The sequence below is a fragment of the Pseudoalteromonas sp. SMS1 genome (genome assembly GCF_021530565.1).
In the GTDB taxonomy this organism is placed as follows: Bacteria; Pseudomonadota; Gammaproteobacteria; order Enterobacterales; family Alteromonadaceae; genus Pseudoalteromonas.
Genome location: NZ_JAKGBI010000006.1, coordinates 75,342 through 94,017, shown reverse-complemented (window position 1 = coordinate 94,017; position 18,676 = coordinate 75,342). Strand labels below are relative to the sequence as shown.

Annotated in this window: 15 protein-coding genes; 8 read left to right on the top strand and 7 right to left on the bottom strand. The window is 44.3% G+C overall.

Annotation, left to right across the window (positions count from 1 at the left end):
* The first annotated feature begins 70 nt into the window (after positions 1-70).
* The gene (locus L1286_RS09200; RefSeq protein ID WP_235406609.1) at positions 71-2,206 is read left to right on the top strand and encodes a beta-propeller domain-containing protein; all 2,136 of its coding nucleotides are present in this window, start codon (positions 71-73) and stop codon (positions 2,204-2,206) included.
* Between the two features lie 79 nt (positions 2,207-2,285).
* Here the strand turns inward: L1286_RS09200 and L1286_RS09195 are convergent, their stop codons facing one another.
* The 6 genes from L1286_RS09195 to L1286_RS09170 all read right to left on the bottom strand — a co-directional run bounded on the left by L1286_RS09195 (position 2,286) and on the right by L1286_RS09170 (position 7,820).
* Positions 2,286-2,807, bottom strand: a complete 522-nt coding sequence (locus L1286_RS09195; protein ID WP_235406608.1) for a GNAT family N-acetyltransferase — start codon at positions 2,805-2,807, stop codon at positions 2,286-2,288.
* 35 nt (positions 2,808-2,842) lie between these two features.
* Positions 2,843-3,577, bottom strand: coding sequence for a 5-oxoprolinase subunit PxpA (locus tag L1286_RS09190; RefSeq protein WP_235406607.1), 735 nt, complete (start codon positions 3,575-3,577; stop codon positions 2,843-2,845).
* Positions 3,578-3,593: 16 nt separating this feature from the next.
* Positions 3,594-4,391 carry a D-glutamate cyclase family protein gene (locus L1286_RS09185; protein ID WP_235406606.1) on the bottom strand — a complete coding sequence of 266 codons (798 nt, stop codon included), beginning with the start codon at positions 4,389-4,391 and terminating at the stop codon, positions 3,594-3,596.
* Between the two features lie 72 nt (positions 4,392-4,463).
* Positions 4,464-6,236 carry a glycoside hydrolase family 3 protein gene (locus L1286_RS09180; RefSeq protein ID WP_235406605.1) on the bottom strand — a complete coding sequence of 591 codons (1,773 nt, stop codon included), beginning with the start codon at positions 6,234-6,236 and terminating at the stop codon, positions 4,464-4,466.
* A gap of 235 nt (positions 6,237-6,471) precedes the next feature.
* The gene (locus L1286_RS09175; RefSeq protein ID WP_235406604.1) at positions 6,472-7,206 is read right to left on the bottom strand and encodes an MBL fold metallo-hydrolase; all 735 of its coding nucleotides are present in this window, start codon (positions 7,204-7,206) and stop codon (positions 6,472-6,474) included.
* A complete protein-coding gene (locus tag L1286_RS09170) occupies positions 7,203-7,820 on the bottom strand; it encodes a chemotaxis protein (protein WP_235406603.1) in 618 nt (205 codons plus the stop codon). Before L1286_RS09170 ends, L1286_RS09175 begins: the two co-directional genes overlap by 4 nt.
* Positions 7,821-7,994: 174 nt before the next feature.
* On the opposite strand from L1286_RS09170, the gene L1286_RS09165 reads away from it, so the two are divergent.
* The gene (locus L1286_RS09165) at positions 7,995-10,271 is read left to right on the top strand and encodes a putative bifunctional diguanylate cyclase/phosphodiesterase (RefSeq protein ID WP_235406602.1); all 2,277 of its coding nucleotides are present in this window, start codon (positions 7,995-7,997) and stop codon (positions 10,269-10,271) included.
* Positions 10,272-10,276: 5 nt separating this feature from the next.
* Here L1286_RS09165 and L1286_RS09160 read toward each other — a convergent pair whose 3' ends face one another.
* Entirely contained in the window at positions 10,277-10,996 is a 720-nt protein-coding gene (locus L1286_RS09160) for a hypothetical protein (RefSeq protein ID WP_235406601.1), read from the bottom strand.
* A gap of 431 nt (positions 10,997-11,427) precedes the next feature.
* Between L1286_RS09160 and L1286_RS09155 the strand changes: the two genes are divergently transcribed.
* The 6 genes from L1286_RS09155 to prpF all read left to right on the top strand — a co-directional run bounded on the left by L1286_RS09155 (position 11,428) and on the right by prpF (position 18,651).
* Entirely contained in the window at positions 11,428-11,637 is a 210-nt protein-coding gene (locus L1286_RS09155) for a cold-shock protein (protein ID WP_023398377.1), read from the top strand.
* Between the two features lie 318 nt (positions 11,638-11,955).
* Positions 11,956-12,618: a GntR family transcriptional regulator gene (locus tag L1286_RS09150; protein WP_235406813.1), complete on the top strand. Its 663-nt coding sequence runs from the start codon at positions 11,956-11,958 to the stop codon at positions 12,616-12,618.
* A gap of 27 nt (positions 12,619-12,645) precedes the next feature.
* Complete coding sequence (gene prpB / locus L1286_RS09145) at positions 12,646-13,524, top strand: methylisocitrate lyase (RefSeq protein ID WP_235406600.1); 879 nt, start codon at positions 12,646-12,648, stop codon at positions 13,522-13,524.
* Positions 13,525-13,607: 83 nt separating this feature from the next.
* Positions 13,608-14,729 carry a bifunctional 2-methylcitrate synthase/citrate synthase gene (prpC, locus tag L1286_RS09140; protein ID WP_235406599.1) on the top strand — a complete coding sequence of 374 codons (1,122 nt, stop codon included), beginning with the start codon at positions 13,608-13,610 and terminating at the stop codon, positions 14,727-14,729.
* Between the two features lie 100 nt (positions 14,730-14,829).
* Positions 14,830-17,418 (top strand): Fe/S-dependent 2-methylisocitrate dehydratase AcnD, encoded by a 2,589-nt coding sequence (acnD, locus tag L1286_RS09135; RefSeq protein ID WP_235406598.1) that lies wholly within the window; start codon positions 14,830-14,832, stop codon positions 17,416-17,418.
* Between the two features lie 54 nt (positions 17,419-17,472).
* Positions 17,473-18,651, top strand: a complete 1,179-nt coding sequence (prpF, locus tag L1286_RS09130) for a 2-methylaconitate cis-trans isomerase PrpF (protein ID WP_235406597.1) — start codon at positions 17,473-17,475, stop codon at positions 18,649-18,651.
* Positions 18,652-18,676: the final 25 nt, after the last annotated feature.

The window sequence follows — 18,676 nt, the reverse complement described above, 5'->3', positions numbered from 1 at the left end:
TCGAGCTAAATAACAGAAGATTGGCCTTGATGTATTACAGTTGAATTACTTTCAGTCAAGGAGAAAAACTATGTTCTACTTAAGCAATACCCGCCAAATAGCAAGGAGCCGCATTTTTTTCGTCGTCTTACCTGCCCTGGTCGCGTGTGGAGGTAGCAATAATAGTGAAGACAATCCAGATGGTGGCGGGTCAAATACACCAAATTCAGTACCTCAGCTTACATGGTTATCCGAGTCATCATCTTCCCTGCGCCAAGCATCATCAAGTGAATTCAACCAGTTAGTAAAAAATGGGATGTACTTAAGCCGTTGGTCTTCTGGGTCAGATGATGGTACAGATGAGGTCGCTAACGCAGCACCTGAAGCAGATAGCGGTTCGACGAATTTCTCCAATACCAACGTTCAAGAAGCGGGCGTTGACGAGGGAGATCGCATTGAGTACGACGGAAACTATCTATATATCGCAGGTCACTCTGATCAAGAGATGGTCACTCAAGCGGCGTTTAAACAGTATGTTCGCGTTATGAAACGTACCGAGCAGGGGTTAGAGGAAGTTAAGAAACTAGCGGCTTCTGAGAGTTTGTACAGTCATCAAGAGCTGTATTTAGATGGCAACAGGCTAGCGTCCCTATTTAAGTACCCAGTGTATTCCATGGATAATTCTCCACTCCCCAATGACGCAGATGCAAGTGTATCTACTTCACCTGTCGTGAACGTATATCCCGATACATTTGAGGTGAGTGTGGCTGATGTAACGTCTCCAGAACAAGCGGCGGTAATCAAACAATACCGTTTTGATGGCAATATCATCGACAGCCGTGTTATTGATGGCAATTTGTATGTCGTCAGTAGTTTCAACGCGTTCTTTGAATTTTCGCAAACAGACGCATTGGCGGCCTATCAGGCCTTGTACAAGGCGGACATTTCTGCGCTTTTACCTAAAGTTACTGACCTGAGCACAGGGGCAACTTCGGCGCTTTTTGAATCCAATAATTGTTATATCCCTACTAATACAACCTCTTTGGATAGTGCTAATCGCATTACGACGATCACGCGCGTGTCGCTCACGGATCCGACTCAGCTCCAATCAACCTGCATCAATGCTCCCACAGATGGTATTTATGCTGCGAAAAACAGTATTTACTTACATAGTCGCTTTTGGCCAGAAGAGGAAGCTAGCATTGAAGACATTGCCCAAACCGCACTACATAAATTTCAAGTCTCTACACAGGGTATATCGTATAGCGCATCTGGTTCCGTGCCAGGCTCCCTTGGCTTCGGCGGTGGCAACTTCATTGAACCTGCAATCATTGGAGGCGTAAGCAACCCTGCTTTTAGACTGAGCGAGTTTGAAGGCCAGCTCAGATTACTGACGACCCGTTTTAGTTCAACAGCTGGACTTGTTCACCAGTTATTCGTGCTAGAGCAGCAAGGCAATGCGTTAAATACCATCGCTAAGCTACCAAACGAAAGTCACCCAACACCGATAGGGAAAGTGGAAGAAAATGGCAGCGTAGAAGAGAATGTTTATGCGGTACGCTACGTGGGCAATAAAGCATATATTGTTACCTTCAGGCGTATAGACCCACTTTATGTTATTGATTTGAGCAATCCAATTGAGCCAACCATTGCTGGGGCGTTAGAAATTCCGGGTTATTCGGCCTATTTGCATCCGGTTTCGGACGCTTTACTCATTGGTGTTGGTCAAAATGTTGATGAATGGTTCTGGGCAGCCCCTGATTCCTCTAGTTCTAACGATGAGCCTGTTGTTGGCGCGAAAGTGAGCTTGTTTGATGTATCAGACATGAGTAACCCTAAACTCATAAATGAGCATATTTTCGCCAATGGGTATACGCCAGTTGAATTTGATCATCATGCTTTTAGCTTTTTAAATGTGACCGATGAACAATTCAGAATGACGTTACCTATTGAAACGTGGCTCACTGAACAAGAGGCAGACGGTAGCATGGTTTGGACGAATAAAAATGAATTGGCCGCATTTGAAATTAGGACCGGCAGTACTGCGGCCTTAGCTTATTTGGGCAGTAGTATCGCAAGGTATGAAGAATCAGCGCAAAGCGTTCCTTATGTACGAGCATCTGACGACAGGGGCGTGATCCATGATGATACAGTGTACTATATTCATGGCAATTTCGTTTGGTCTAGTTTATGGCAAAACCCGGCACAAAACTCAGGCCCGTTTTAACTCGTACATGTCAAACCCTTGAGCCAACACTCAAAGGGACCAAGCGTCACCTTATTACGCAAGGTGGCGCTTTTTCACGTTACTCAGCCTCTAGTACAAGTATAATATCGTCATACCATGTCTCGTATATCTGGTAGTTTTTTTGAAGCGTGTTTAGATGCGTAAAGCCAAGTTTTTTCAATAAGCTCAGTGAAGCATTGTTCCCTGCTGTGACGGTGGCAATGAGTGAGCTGTAGTTTTGCGTCTTGATTGCTAAGTCGATCACTGCCTGCGTTGCTTCCAAGGCGAAACCTTGTCCTTGAAAATCAGGGTGTAACATAAATCCCAGCTCGGCTTGTTGTGGATTTTGGGCAGAGCTTTTAAGCCCATGCAACCCAATTGGTTCATTGTTATCGCGGCGCTCAATGATGAAAGTTAGCCAATTATCTTGGCCTTTTTCCCAAGTGGCTATACGTGATGTGAATAGCGTTTTGAGCGATTGCTCATCTGGGACCTCAGCGACATAGCGCATCACTATATGATTTTGATTGAGCTGTTGAAAAAAAGCCCAGTCTCGCGATTCGAGCAGTCTTAGATTAAGTCTTGGTGTACGCAACTCCATGTTATGTCCTTCTACAAAACAGCCAGCTAAAAATACTATTTAGCGCTGTTTAATATGCTTCGAATCTGTTTTATTTGAGTAATGGCCGCTTGATTGTCACCGTGGACACAAAGTGAGTCAGCGGGTAAATAAAGCGTGTGCCCACCTGCCGTTATGACCGACGAGTGTTTTGCCAGTTGCTGAACTTGAGCTATCAAATTTGTCTCGGTATGTACTGCATTTGCTTGGCTTCGCGGTGTTAACAGGCCTTCATCGGTATAGAGTCTGTCTGCAAATGCTTCCATGATAAGTGTAACACCGTATTGTTTGGCAAGTGCTTTGTGGTGCTCAGCATTGGCAGTAGCCAGAATCATTAATTTCAAATTGGTTGGATACAAGCTGATCGCTTCAATGAGGGAAAGTAAAATATCTTCATTGCACATCATATCATTGTATAAAGCGCCATGGGGCTTTACATATGAAACAGAGACATTTTCAATTTTGGCCATCCCTTCAACGGCAGCAATCTGGTAATGTAGACAGTGGATCAACTCTTGTTTTGACATATTCAATGAACGTCTACCAAACCCCTGTAAATCCGGATAACTGGGGTGTGCACCAACGGTCACTTTATGCTTGCTAGCGAGTTTTAATGTGTTTGCTAATACACGCGGGTCTCCAGCATGAAAGCCACAGGCAACATTGGCCATGTCAATGTGCGGCATGACTTCGGCGTCTAGTCCCATTTCCCAAGCCCCAAAGCTTTCCCCTAAATCACAATTTAAACGCATACAACCCTACTTATTTTTACTGTATTAACAGGTCCATATCTGGTCTATCGGTAACCAGCATATGCTGTGGACTGTTTATAATACACAATTCTGGTGCTGCGCGGGTAATTGCGAGGTGTGCGGTGAGGCTGGTGGTCCAAAATACCGGCTGTTTGTCCTCAGAAAAGAAAATGGGCTCGCCAAAATTGGGCTTATTTAGGTTTTTTATGCCGATATGTGTAGGGTCTCCAAAATGGACCGGGATCCCATGAGGCACGCGACTAATACTGCCTGCTTGGATAGCTTTAATAATTTCTTGGGTATCCATAGGTCGCATACAGACGACCTTGTTGCCTGCAAAGGGGCCGACTGAAAGGCTATCTATGTTACTGATATACATAGGTAGGGTATGAGCAGGACTTATTGTGGAGTGTGCAAACCCAAAACTGTTTAACACGTAATCAAATGCCATATAGCTGGCGAGTGCAAACGTGACGAAGTCTTTGCGCCAGAGCTGATTAATATCACTGACTTCATCAATTAATTGACCATCTCGTAGAATACGATATTTGGGGACGTCACTGCGAATATCAATGTTTCCCCCGAGCGCATCTAAGTGGCTGTCACCAGCATCAACACTCGTTGCGAGCAAAGGGCAGCAATCGTGGTTTTGCAGGCAATACTTTTGAAAATCGAAAGCATATGCTTTGGGTAAAATGACAATATTACATTGAGTAAAACCGGGCACAAATCCATTGGTTGGGCCCGAATAATCACCCGCTCTGATCATTTCTCGAATCGCATTAGGTGCCGTTAAGGACGCCTTTGGATCCATAATTCCCCCACCTGCAATATCTGTCACTGTATCGTACGGGCAGCGTTATGTACTCTAGGTTCTTTTGTCCGTTCAAATACTGACCGGCAACTTTCCAAGAGCCTTCGCTTTTCCCAAAATTACTTGCGCCAAGGCGGAATAAGCTGGGCCGCGCACATCATTTTCTTGAGCTACATCCACATTATAGGCATAGCTGGCTAAAACTGCCTGATTGTATTGTGCATATTTTGATATTTCATAAGGTGCACGCAAACTGATAAATAAGCTGGGTTTATTGTGTGTGCTTGCGTACTGCATAAGTGCTAACAACGCCTTTGGTTGCTCATGTTTACTGAGTTCATAGTTGTGCAGTTCGGCTAAGTCATCCATACCACCAATCTCTGCAGCGCTTTGTTGTGGTGATGCATGAGCACTGATCACCCAATCAGCATCATTGATAAATTGGTGTGCACGTTTGGGTTTAAATGCTTGCAGGCTTGTAATCGTGATTTTTAGCGGTAGTGCTGACGTGCTGAGTAGCGCCTGTTTTAGTGCTAAAGCTTTCTGCCTATCTGGCATAATGAGATGAATATGTTGATTTTTTTGAACTTTAAAAGGCAAAATTCCGTCATTTTTCACTTCTGTAATAGCATCTAATGCTAGCTGTGCTTCTAATTGACGATGTTGGGGATTGCCAAGTGTGGCTTGTGCAATACCGAAACTAGGGCGCGTTGCATGCTTGGCGACTTGTGCTTTTAACTTTTGGACCCGTTGATACGATGTCAAAATGGCCGATTGTTGTAGTGTGCCATTGGTAACGGCATTTTCTAATTTGCTGAAAAACGCCTCAAATTGTTTAATATCTGACGGTGTACGGACAGGGATGGGCATGAGTGCGATGTCAACACCGGCATTAAAGGTCTCTATGACGGCATCCAGCGGAGAAAAGAAGTCACTGATCCCCGCCATGTCCAACGCATCCGTGATAGTCACCCCTTGATAACCAAGTTGATCGCGTAATAAGTCTTGCATAATAGCCCGTGACATTGTGGCAGGGCGTATCATTTGTTGGCCTTTGCTATTGAGTACTTTGCTACTGTCTAAAGCGGGGTATTGAATATGCGCCGTCATAATCATACCCGGCTGTTGCTTTTCAATAATGTGCGCGAAAGGTAGGAGCTCCTGCTGCTGAATTTGCGTTAACGAATGTGCTACTTTTGGCAGCCCTGTATGACTGTCGACTTGGGTATCTCCATGACCTGGAAAATGTTTTAATGCAGATACAACGCCATGTTGTTCGAATGCCGCGACTTGGGCTGCGCCAAGTATTGCCACGCGTTTGGGATCTTCTCCAAACGACCTAACGTTAATGACAGGGTTTAGTGGGTTTGAATTGACATCTACGGTTGGCGCAAAATTGACGTTGATACCTAAGCTTGAGAGCTCTTTTGCAATGACGCTGGCAACTTCGGTCGCATATTTATCGCCATGCCTTTCATATGTTGCACCAATGCTCATATTTCCCGTAAACGAAGTGGCTTTAGCTCTATTAATACGTGCAACACGACCGCCTTCTTGATCTATGGCGATAAGTACAGGGGAAGTACTCACTTTTTGCAATGACTGCGTTAGTTCGACTATCTGTTTTGTGTTCTGTACATTTTCTGCAAACAATATGACACCGCCAATTTGATACTTCTCCAATAAATCTGACAGCGATGAGGGGAGTTTTGTCATGGGCTTACGACATGGGAGTGTGTCGCCTTCGTTACAAAAATAACGTAAGTCCAACATGAGTTTTTGTCCAATCATGGTGGTTAAGGGTGGCAGAGCGTCATTTGCACTTATCGTGGGGCTGATTGTCATAATCGAAATTAAACCTAATCGTTTAAAAAATTGAGGAATACGCACGCGATGTTTTTATTTGGTAATTTGCGCCTACTTTACCATGGTACACCAGTGTATAGTCGAGAATTTGTAAAATAGTACAACAATTATGAATTGCGCCTTTATCAAAGGCCTGCGCGCCGAAATGTTTACGGACCTAAGGCTCCCAAGGTCGCTTTGGGCCCGCTAAATAAATGAAAAGAGAGGGAAGGGTTTACCTTATTGCACTGCCGACATCTAATTTTGCAAACCAGTCTAAAAATTCTTGTACTTGTTCCCCTTTATACAGCTTACCATGGTTGGGCGCCAAAACCTCTACATCGAGCTCTTTCACTCTAGCTATCCAATTATCTTTGGCTTTGTTAGAAGGCATCCAACGCCGATGAAATGGTTCGATATGTTTAATATGTGGGCCAAAGTCCTCAACAAACTGAGAGTGAGAGTCTGACTTGATAGCAGATCCTACGTTTGCGGACATCAGTATTTTGGCCGATGGGTCATATAGATGATAATTGCCTGCAGAGTGTAAGTAGTGTGCTGGCATTAAGCGCAGCCTGACGCCGCCTAATTGGATTTCACCGCCATCATCATTGATCCCTTCGTACTTGAGGTTGTCTAAATCAAAATGATCTATAAATCTATCCCAGAGCGCGGGGGCGTACAAAGTCGCGTTGGGCACGGCTTTATCCCACAGACCAAGTGTAGAGATGATGTCGGGATCCTGATGAGATGCAAACACGGCGGTCAATTTGTTTAGCTCGGTATGTTGTAAAATGGCCGCGAGCATCGGAGAAAAAAGCTCTATACCGCCCGGATCCATGATCATAGATTCATACTGAGAATGAATAAAGTATTGGTTCACCGAGCCGAGCGTATTTAGCATTTCATCGTTACGCTCCAATATCATCCAGCTGTGCGTTTTAGCTTTGTGTAGCTCTGTTAGTTTCACCTTAATTGTCCTCGCAATGTATGAATTTCACTTAGGTTATATACCACTGCCGTTTTGATGGTTTTTGCCGCACTGGCAATAAAGTCAGATACCGACTGTAGGCTGTCACTGAATTCCCCTGCATTCGTGGCTTCAACTCGACTTGTAACGGCGATGTATTCAGCACTTTGCATTTGTTTTTGAATATCCTCGAAATGGTTCTCAAGTTCGCTGAGTGCCTGAGATAAGTGATTGGCTGCGATGCGTTGTGATTTAATCGCAGATACGTACAAAGTATCTACTTGGCTTGTACAAATCTGCGCGCTTAATTTACCAATCTGGTCGTGATATTGACTGCATCTGACAAGCTCTAGTGCGACTTTAAATAGCTGATTAGACAAGTTGGATATCTTTGTTGTTGAAGCGATCGTCTGTTCTGAAAACTCGTCGATGAAATTAGTAATGGGTTTAAATCCTAACGCTGCATCACCTGCTCTAAGCGCAACCACCCTGGCGTTTTTAGCGGTTAAAGAGAGGTTTTTTGCTTGGCTCAATATGGCCTCTAAATTGGCAATGATCTGTGCAACTCGAACAAAATTCTCCACGACCTTTGAATCATCGCTTAAGCTCATCATAGTTGGTTTCCAAAGATTACTCCCCTATTAGATGTAGGACAAAAAAGCATTTAATTCCAGAAATATAAACAATCTCTTTGTTTTATCAAAGCTGTCTAATTTATGCGACTTTGTCTAATATTAAATTAAATGAAAATATCTATATTCTAAACTCCGTTTACTGTGGACACCTAGATGAATCGAGTAACTCAGAAACTCTTATTCAGCTTTTTTTTCTTATTAGTGGGCTTATCTTTTGGTGTGCAAATAAGCCAATTAATTGAAAACTTTTTGTTTGCCGAAGCCGGCATTTATGGCAACGAGTCGTTGATTGCGCTATTTAACTATTTCTCTTTGGGAATAGTTGGCTTTGTAATGGCGGTTGTGACCGGCGGAGGAGTGATATACCTAGCGCGAAAAAAGCAACAAGAGATTGGATTCGGAGAGCATGGTGAGTTGTATTATGAAGTGTTCAAAGAGTCGCTCACTGCGCAATTCTTAGTTTGCGAAAATGGCTCTTTTTATGCGGTCAGTCAAGGTCTAAGCACCCGTGTTGACTTGTCAGAGTCTGATTTAATCGCTGGTGGTATGAGTAAGCTGGTAGATGAAGAGAGTTTCGCTCAGTTTCAAACGTGGCAAAATAATGGCGAGGATTTCGAGCAACTCACCCTTTACTTGCGCGCACAAAGTATAGCCTCGAATACATTGATCGTCAGTCTAAACCACACGCATTTAAAGGGGGTGTTTTTGGGGCAGTTAATCGATGTTGCAGAGCAAACACATAGGCAAAAGCAGCACGAGTTATTGGCGATTACGCTCAGTTCAGTGGGAGATGGGGTGATCTGCACGGATACCGATGGCAACATTTCGTTTATGAACCCCGTTGCTGAAGCCGTACTTGCCTTGTTGACTCGAGAGGTGGAAGGCAAACCGTTTAATGAAGTGATGCCACTCATTCATGAAGAGAGTAAAGAGCCTATTGATGACCCGATGCATTCGGCAATGACTGAGATGCAAACGGTTTCCTTGTCACAACTAGCTAGTTTTCGTAACCACCTTGGCTTAGAGTTTGCTGTTGAAGTCTCATGCTCTCCAATATTTATCAAGCCCGAAGAGATTGCGGGTGCAGTATTGGTTTTCCAGGACGTGACTGAGTCACGGTTAATGAGAAAAAAAATGGCCCACCTAGCCCATCATGATGCATTGTCCGGGTTACCCAATCGATTACTGTTGCAGGATAGATTGATACAGGCATGCAAACGCGCCAAAAGGCATGCTCATCAATTCGCCGTTATCTTTTTGGATTTAAATAAATTTAAATTGATTAACGATACGTTTGGACACGACTTTGGGGACGAGCTACTAAAGCATGTGGCAAAAAAACTCACGTCGACAATTCGAGCGTGTGATACGGTCTCGCGTATTGGCGGCGACGAATTTGTACTGCTGATTGATGCCATGGAAGATAGGCGGCATGTACGCCATGTCATCGACAAAATATTCTCAGCAGCCACGGGGGAATATGAGGTGAGGTCTAACAAGGTTAATGTATCGTTTAGTGCGGGAATTGCGCTATACCCTAATGATGGTGATAACGCTGATACACTCATGAAATGTGCAGATATGGCCATGTATCGAGCCAAAAAGGTAGGGCATTCGAACTATCAGTTTTACTGTACGACTTTAGACAAAGAGGCGGAGTATTGTCTTGAGCGAGAAAATAAATTGGTCAAAGCCGTAGAACACCGTGAGTTCGTTCCCTACTTTCAACCTGTGGTTAATGCACATAGCCATCAAGTAGAAAAATTGGAAGTCTTGGCTCGTTGGCAAAACGCTGACGAAGTGATTGCTGCTGAGCAGTTTATTAATGTTGCTGAGGAAGCAGGCGTGGGCAACCAGTTAAGTATGCAGGTCTTTGAGCAAGCCATTGCCATTTTCGCGACATTAGTAGCAAACCACGGGTCACTACAGCTTTGTTTGAACCTTTCAGTAAAGCACTTACTTGATGGTGATTTTGAAGCGCAGTTACTTAATCTGCTGGATATGCACGAATTAAATCCAGCGCAATTTGAACTCGAAATTGCTGAGCGTCCGCTTTTAGAAAGAGCTGATGACTTAAAGGTTCGGTTAGATACATTGAGTCGACTAGGGTTTAAGTTGTCGATAGATGACTTTGGGTTAGGGCAGACAAACCCCGCTTTATTGAAAGAGCTGCATTTTGACTCCATTAAAATTGACCCTAGCTTTGTGAGCGAAATTTATGAAACTGGGCATGAAGACGACTTGGCGTTGGTGATGATAAATATAGCCAAGAGTTTAGGGGTAAACTGTATTGCTGAAGGGGTAGAAAGTACGCTTCAAGCACATACATTGGCGAGTCATGGTTGCAACCAATTACAAGGTCATCTATTTTCAGTCCCTGTTTCTGCAAGTGATGTCACACACATATTAAAACGTGGGCTGGATAAATAAGCGAATTACTTTGCGTTACTATCTAAAATCTCAGTGATACGACCCGCTATTTTGTCTGCTATCTCAGCATGTTTTTTATGTACAACGTGATAGGCATGGGTTTCAAATAAAACATGCCGGTTTAGGTGTTCTAAAGCTTGCGGTATCGGCCAAGATGAAGACATCACATAGATTGCATATTCAAAGCGTTGTTCTTGTAGAAGATGTGGTAGTCGGCCCAGTTGATTCAATTGATAATATCGATTTCGACGCGAAGTTGGAAACTTATTTAAGATAACGCGCATGGATTCATCGGTGGCTAAAATGGTTTTAGGTGATGTTTGTATCACGCGTTGGTTACAAGGCACCTTCTCAACACACAGCAGGACAAACTGCACTTTGGTCAAAGGGGGGCCCACGGCGATGAGCTCTTTATATGGGGCGAAGATTTCTTTGGCAAGTATGACATCACCATCCGTGTGTTGTGATTGAATTTCGTTGATAAGACGATGGGAAGGGATTGCAACAAAGTCTACGCTAATCTTTTCTGCTTTATACGCTTTCTCAATTAATGGCAGTGCTTTATTTACAACACTGGGGTGATCGATATAAGAGATTGTCAGCTTTGCGGCATCTGTGCGTTTGTCTGTTGCGAAAGATGCAACACTAAACATCAAAATTAATCCGATTATAACAATATTCAACGACGCTATTCCCATGTAACTTTCACCAATTTGATTATACATTCCCTGCTTTATAAAAGAGATATATTTAAACTTTTTGTGCAGAAAAATCAATAAAGTTTGAGTTGTATCAATTGCCTTGAAGACCCCATTTTTAGTGGTGTTATAGAACTGTATTTAATTGTTCACATTGCTTATGAGAATATGTCATTAAGCATTCATAAATATGTTTAAAAATTAGTTGACTTAGAGGGGCATCCCTATAAGATGAACATAGACAGAATTTCGGTCAGTGTTTATAAATCTCCATTACGATGTTGTATAAGTGTTAGCTTGTAGTAGTACCGTCCTGAAGTTTTATCACCGGCAAAATTTAGGTCTATGCGCCCACAAGGGCATAGGTTTGCCAGTTTTGTAAAAATAGATTCTCTTTAAGCAGTTTAGAGTTTGCTTTTAAGGATTGGCATTTATATTTTTTATCAGGATTTATTATTATGTCTAATACTTTAACAGGTACAGTAAAGTGGTTTAACGAGTCAAAAGGCTTCGGTTTTATCGCTCAGGAAAATGGCCCAGACGTATTTGCACACTTCAGTGCAATCAAAGGCGACGGTTTCCGTACTTTAGCTGAAGGCGAGCGTGTAGAGTTCAAACTTACTACCGGTCAAAAAGGTCCTCAGGCTGAAGAAATCGTTAAGCTGTAACTGTCACAGTTTAAACACCCGAAAAAGCAAGCTTAGCTTGCTTTTTTAATGCCTAAAATTCACTGTTTACTCTCTTCCCACCACTTTTTCCACTTACATGCCATCGTCATTGCAGTAATCACGTGCGATTAACCGCGCTCACTAGGCACTATCCCGAAATTTATGTTTTGTATTCTGTCCATTTGTAGAATGGCGATAAATGTGGTGAATACTACATATAATTAATATTGTCGACAATTTGTGTTTTATTAGGTTGACGTTAACGTAAAGTGTATCTATATTGTTGGCATTGATAGAATACTAAAATATAGGTTGATGATGAGCTTCTTCCAAGAGCAGGCCGTAACATCTTCAGATAAAACATTTTTTCGACTAAGAGAAGAAATCGTCGAGGGTGAAATAGCTGCAGGATCAAAGCTCAGTGAAGTTGAATTGTCGACAAAATATGAGGTGAGCAGAGCGGTCGTTCGAGAAGCAATTAACCGTTTAGAAGCCTGTAATATTGTAGAGCGCAAAGCGAACGTCGGTGCCCGCGTGGTCACTTTAACAGCCGAGGGGCTGTTAGAGTTATACCAGATCAGGGAGGCACTGGAGGGGATGGCTGCACGCCTTGCTGCGCAGAATATGCCTGAGGCTGAAATTGAAAAGCTTGCGACTTTATTAGACGACCAATTTGAGTTGGTTAAGCAAGGACAGTCATATTACCAAGAAGCGGGCGACCTAGATTTCCATTACCGCATTATTGTCGGCAGCCAGAACCAACAACTCATCACCATGTTAAGCAATGGAATTTATCACTTGGCGAGAATGTACCGAGTTCAATTAGGTATGACAGGGCCTCGTGTTACAACCGCATACGACGAGCATAAACACATAGTAAGAGCCATCGCGAATCGAGATGGAGAATTGGCAGAAATTTTAATGAGACGCCATATTCAATATTCAAAAAACAATATTGCCGTCAAATTATCCAAAATGTAGTAAATCATCACAGGAGAGAGCATCACCATGAGTGCAGGAAAAAAATTTCGTGACGCATTAAAGGCAAACCAACCACTGCAAATTGTAGGTACCATTAACGCCTATAGTGCAATGATGGCAAAACAAATTGGTCACCAAGCAATTTACCTTTCAGGCGGTGGTGTGGCGAATGCATCATATGGTTTACCAGATCTTGGTATGACGTCTCTAAATGATGTGATTGCAGATGTGCAGCGTATTACATCTGCATGTGATTTACCTTTGATGGTAGACATTGATACGGGTTGGGGTGGCGCATTTAATATTGCAAAGACCATTCGTGATATGGAGAAAGCGGGCGCTGCGGCTGTACACCTTGAAGATCAAGTAGCACAAAAGCGCTGTGGTCACAGACCAAATAAAGAGATTGTTTCTACAGAAGAAATGGTTGATCGCATTAAGGCTGCAGTGGATGCGCGTACAGATAAAGATTTCTTTATCATGGCACGCACTGATTCGTTTGCGCAAGAAGGTTTAGAGGCTGCAATTGAGCGAGCAAAAGCTTATGTTGCGGCGGGTGCTGACGGTATTTTCGCTGAAGCAGTTCAGACCGAAGAGCACTATCGTGCATTCTCTGAAGCTCTGGATGTGCCTATCCTAGCGAACATGACCGAGTTTGGTAAAACAGAGTTATGGAACAAACAAGATTTGGCTGATTGGGGCGTTGGTATGGTGCTTTATCCTTTAAGCGCCTTCCGTGCAATGAATAAAGCGGCTGAATTAGTTTACAGAACATTATTAAATGACGGCGATCAAAAAGCCGTTGTCGACACAATGCAAACACGTATGGATCTGTACGATTACCTTGGTTACCACGATTACGAACAGAAGCTAGATGCACTGTTTGCAGAAGGCAAAAACAAATAAAGCATAATTAGGGGCTGCTTGAGTAGGTATGTCCCATACTAAAATTTATAAATTCAGCAGGTAAAATTTTTCAGGAGAATATCATGGCTAAAGTACTAAGTGGCGCTGGCTTACGTGGTCAGGTTGCAGGGAAAACTGCACTATCAACCGTGGGTAAATCAGGCTCAGGACTCACCTATCGCGGATATGATGTAAAAGATTTAGCACACAACTGTCAATTCGAAGAAGTGGCGTATCTAATTCTAAAGGGCAAATTGCCAAACCAAGCCGAGCTAGATGAGTATAAAGCGTTACTGAAGTCTATGCGTGGCCTGCCTCTTGCGCTTAAAGAGGTACTTGAGCGTATTCCTGCTGATGCGCATCCGATGGATGTGTTACGTACGGGCTGTTCCATGCTTGGTAATCTTGAAGGCGAAGCGAGCTTTGACGAACAAGGTAAAGTAACAGACCGCATGTTGGCTTGTTTCCCCAGTATTATTTGTTATTGGTACAGGTTTAGTCATGATGGAGTGCGCGTTGAAGTTGAAACCGATGACGACTCAATTGGTGCTCACTTCTTACATTTACTACGCGGCGAAAAACCATCAGAGTTGCACGAGCGCGTCATGCACGTATCACTGATCTTATATGCAGAGCATGAGTTCAATGCATCTACTTTTACCGCTCGTGTATGTGCTTCCACGCTGTCAGATATGCATTCGTGTGTCACTGGTGCGATCGGCTCACTTCGTGGACCGCTTCACGGTGGTGCCAATGAAGCCGCAATGGAAATGATTGAAGGCTTTGAGTCGCCAGCGCATGCAGAGCAAGAAATGATGGGCATGCTGGAGCGCAAAGAAAAAATCATGGGCTTTGGTCATGCCATTTATTCGGAGTCAGATCCGCGTAACGAAATTATTAAACTATGGTCAGAAAAGCTTGCTGCAGATGTGGGTGATACTGTGCTTTACCCAGTGTCGGTGCGTTGTGAAGAAGTTATGTGGCGTGAGAAAAAGTTATTCTGTAATGCGGACTTCTTCCACGCTTCTGCTTATAACTTTATGGGCATTCCAACTAAGCTATTCACGCCTATTTTTGTCATGTCTCGATTGACGGGCTGGGCAGCACATGTAATGGAACAGCGCGCAGACAACCGCATCATTCGTCCTTCTGCTGAGTATACCGGCGAAGAGCTACGTGCCGTGCCTGCTATTTCAGAAAGATAAGCAGGCCCTTGGCCCTCATTGAGATTGGGCCAAAACGCTTGAAGTGGTTGCCCACTTCAAGCGCATATACACCGTCACTCCTCAGTTGGAATAAGCAGTTATGAACACCCAATACCGTAAACGACTACCAGATTCAACTTTATGCTATTACGATACGCGTGAAGCCATTGAAGCGATAAAACCAGGTGCTTATGAAGGGTTACCTTACACATCAAAAGTACTGGCTGAAAACTTAGTTCGCAAGGCAGAGCCTGAAAAACTAAATGACTATTTAACCCAAATTATTGAGCGCCGCCGCGATTTAGACTTCCCTTGGTTTCCTGCGCGCGTGGTGTGTCATGATATTCTCGGCCAAACTGCATTGGTAGACCTGGCTGGTCTGCGTGACGCAATTGCAGAGAAAGGTGGCGACCCTGCAAAAGTGAACCCTGTTGTACCCACTCAGTTGATTGTTGACCACAGTTTGGCAGTTGAACATGCTGGGTTTGAAGAAAATGCCTTTGAGAAAAACCGTGCGATAGAAGATCGTCGTAACGATGACCGCTTTCATTTTATCAACTGGACTAAAACGGCGTTTAAAAATGTTGATGTTATCCCTCCGGGCAACGGCATATTACACCAAATCAATTTAGAAAAAATGTCGCCAGTGATTCAGGCCCGTGATGGTGTGGCATTCCCGGATACACTGGTTGGTACTGACAGTCATACACCGCATGTAGATGCGTTAGGTGTCATCGCCATCGGGGTGGGTGGTTTAGAAGCTGAAAGTGTGATGTTGGGACGTGCGTCATACATGCGCCTGCCCGATATCGTGGGTGTAGAGCTCGTGGGCAAACGCCAGCCAGGGATCACAGCAACCGATATTGTATTGGCAATCACTGAGTTTTTACGTAACGAAAAAGTGGTTTCGAGCTACTTAGAGTTTTTTGGTGAAGGGGCTGATGACTTAACATTAGGCGACCGTGCGACAATCTCTAATATGACTCCAGAATATGGTGCAACGGCTGCGATGTTTTACATCGACCAAAAGACCATTGATTACTTAAAGCTCACTGGTCGCGAAGAAGAGCAAGTTCAACTTGTTGAACAGTATGCGAAATTAACCGGCCTATGGGCTGATTCTATGACGCAAGCCAAGTACGAGCGAGTATTAAAGTTTGATTTGTCGAGCGTTGGCAGAAATCTTGCGGGTCCGTCAAATCCGCATCGTAGAGTGGCAACACAGGACTTAGCTAAGCAAGGCATTGTTGCTGACTACGAAAAAACGGAAGACAAAATGCCAGATGGTGCGGTGATCATTGCAGCCATTACCAGTTGCACAAACACCAGTAATCCACGTAATGTCGTTGCGGCAGGTTTACTCGCCCGCAATGCGAATAAGCTAGGTCTGAAGCGCAAACCTTGGGTGAAAACGTCATTTGCACCGGGTTCCAAAGCCGTACGCTCTTATATGACCGAGGCTCAGTTATTACCTGAATTAGAGGCACTTGGTTTTGGCATTGTGGCTTTCGCATGTACCACCTGTAACGGGATGAGTGGTGCGCTAGATCCGAAAATCCAACAAGAAGTGATTGATAGAGATCTCTACTCAACGGCAGTGTTGTCAGGTAACCGTAACTTTGACGGCCGTATCCATCCTTATGCCAAACAGGCATTTTTAGCTTCACCTCCATTAGTGGTTGCTTATGCCATTGCAGGCTCGGTTCGCTTTGACATTGAAAAAGATGTGCTGGGTCATGACCAAGCTGGCAATCCTGTAACTTTAAAAGACGTTTGGCCAAGTGACGAAGAGATTGATGCAGTGATCGCACAAAGTGTGAAGCCTGAGCAGTTTAGAGAAGTGTATGATCCCATGTTTGACTTAAGTGTGGATTACGGTGAGCACAATGACCCACTCTATGAGTGGCGAGAGATGAGCACCTATATTCGCCGCCCACCATATTGGGAAGGCGCGTTGGCGGGTGAACGTACGATGACAGGCATGCGCCCACTGGCAATTCTTGGTGACAACATCACAACCGATCATCTGTCTCCATCAAATGCAATTTTGGCCAGTAGTGCTGCGGGTGAGTATTTAGCTAAGATGGGACTGCCGGAAGAGGACTTCAACTCATACGCGACACACCGAGGAGATCATTTAACTGCACAACGCGCTACGTTTGCAAACCCTAAATTGCTGAATGAGATGGTGAAAGAAAACGGTGTCGTTAAGCAGGGATCTTTAGCGCGAGTCGAGCCCGAAGGTCAGGTTACGCGCATGTGGGAAGCCATTGAAACCTACATGGTGCGCAAGCAACCGTTAATTATCGTTGCTGGTGCTGATTATGGTCAGGGTTCTTCGCGAGACTGGGCTGCAAAAGGGGTGCGCCTTGCAGGGGTAGAAGTCATCGCTGCGGAAGGTTTTGAACGTATTCATAGAACTAATTTGATTGGTATGGGTGTGCTACCGCTTGAATTTAAAGCGGGTACGACACGACTTACCTTGGGCTTAGATGGTACTGAAACCTATGATGTAAAAGGTGAACGTACACCGGGTACCACCCTAACCTTAGTGATTAACAGACAGAATGGAGACGTCGTTGAAGTGCCTATGACGTGCAGACTAGACACGGCAGAGGAAGTATCCATTTATGAAGCTGGCGGTGTATTGCAACGATTCGCCAAAGACTTTTTAGAAGCTAACGCTTAGCACGATTAGACATAAAAGCCCAAGCTCCGCTTGGGCTTTTAGTTAGGAAACACGATGAGTTTTAAACCACAAATTAAAATCCCCGCCACGTATATGCGTGGCGGTACCTCTAAAGGGGTATTTTTTAAACTAACCGATTTACCTGAAGCCGCGCAGGTGCCGGGTGAATTCAGAGATCAGCTTTTGCTAAGGGTCATTGGGAGTCCAGATCCTTACGCAAAACAAACCGATGGCATGGGTGGCGCAACATCAAGCACCAGCAAAACCGTAATTTTATCGAACAGTGTTAAAGCTGACCATGATGTTGACTATTTGTTTGGTCAAGTCGCCATTGATAAGCCATTTATCGACTGGAGTGGAAACTGTGGCAATTTGACCGCAGCCGTGGGCGCTTTTGCGATCAGCAATGGCTTAGTATCTGCAAAGCGTATTCCAGAAAATGGGGTGGCGATTGTGCGCATTTGGCAGGCGAATATTGGCAAAACAATTATTGCCCATATTCCAATTATGAATGGTGAAGTGCAAGAAACTGGCGATTTTGAGCTAGACGGAGTTACTTTCCCGGCAGCAGAAGTTGTTGTTGAGTTTTTAGATCCAGCCGATGCCGATGCCGATATGTTTCCGAGTGGTAACTTGGTAGACAAGTTAGAAGTGCCTGATATTGGCAACTTTGATGTCACCATGATCAATGCTGGTATCCCAACCCTATTTTTCCGTGCACAAGACCTCGGTTTTTCTGGTACCGAATTGCAAGATGCAATCAACGGCGATAGTCAGATTTTGCAGCGACTAGAGACGATCCGTGCTTATGGCGCTATAAAAATGGGTCTAATCTCATCACTCGATGAAGCAAAAGTGCGTCAACATACACCTAAGATAGCCTTTGTCAGCGAAGCCAAAAAATACATTGCGTCGAGTGGCAAAGAGATAAATGAACAAGATATTGATTTGTGTGTTCGCGCGCTCTCAATGGGTAAATTACATCATGCAATGATGGGCACGGCCGCGGTTGCGATAGCGACCGCGGGTGCAATTGACGGTACATTAGTCAACCAAGCTGCGGGAGGGGGAGAGCGAACGCAGGTGGTATTTGGCCACCCTTCAGGTACGCTAAAAGTTGGGGCTGAAGCTCTGCAACATGATGGACGCTGGCTTGCCAAAAAAGCAGTGATGAGCCGTAGTGCACGAGTGCTAATGGAAGGAAACGTGCGTATTCCTGACCCAACAGTCTAACCAAACAGATGTTGAGGGGGCGCAC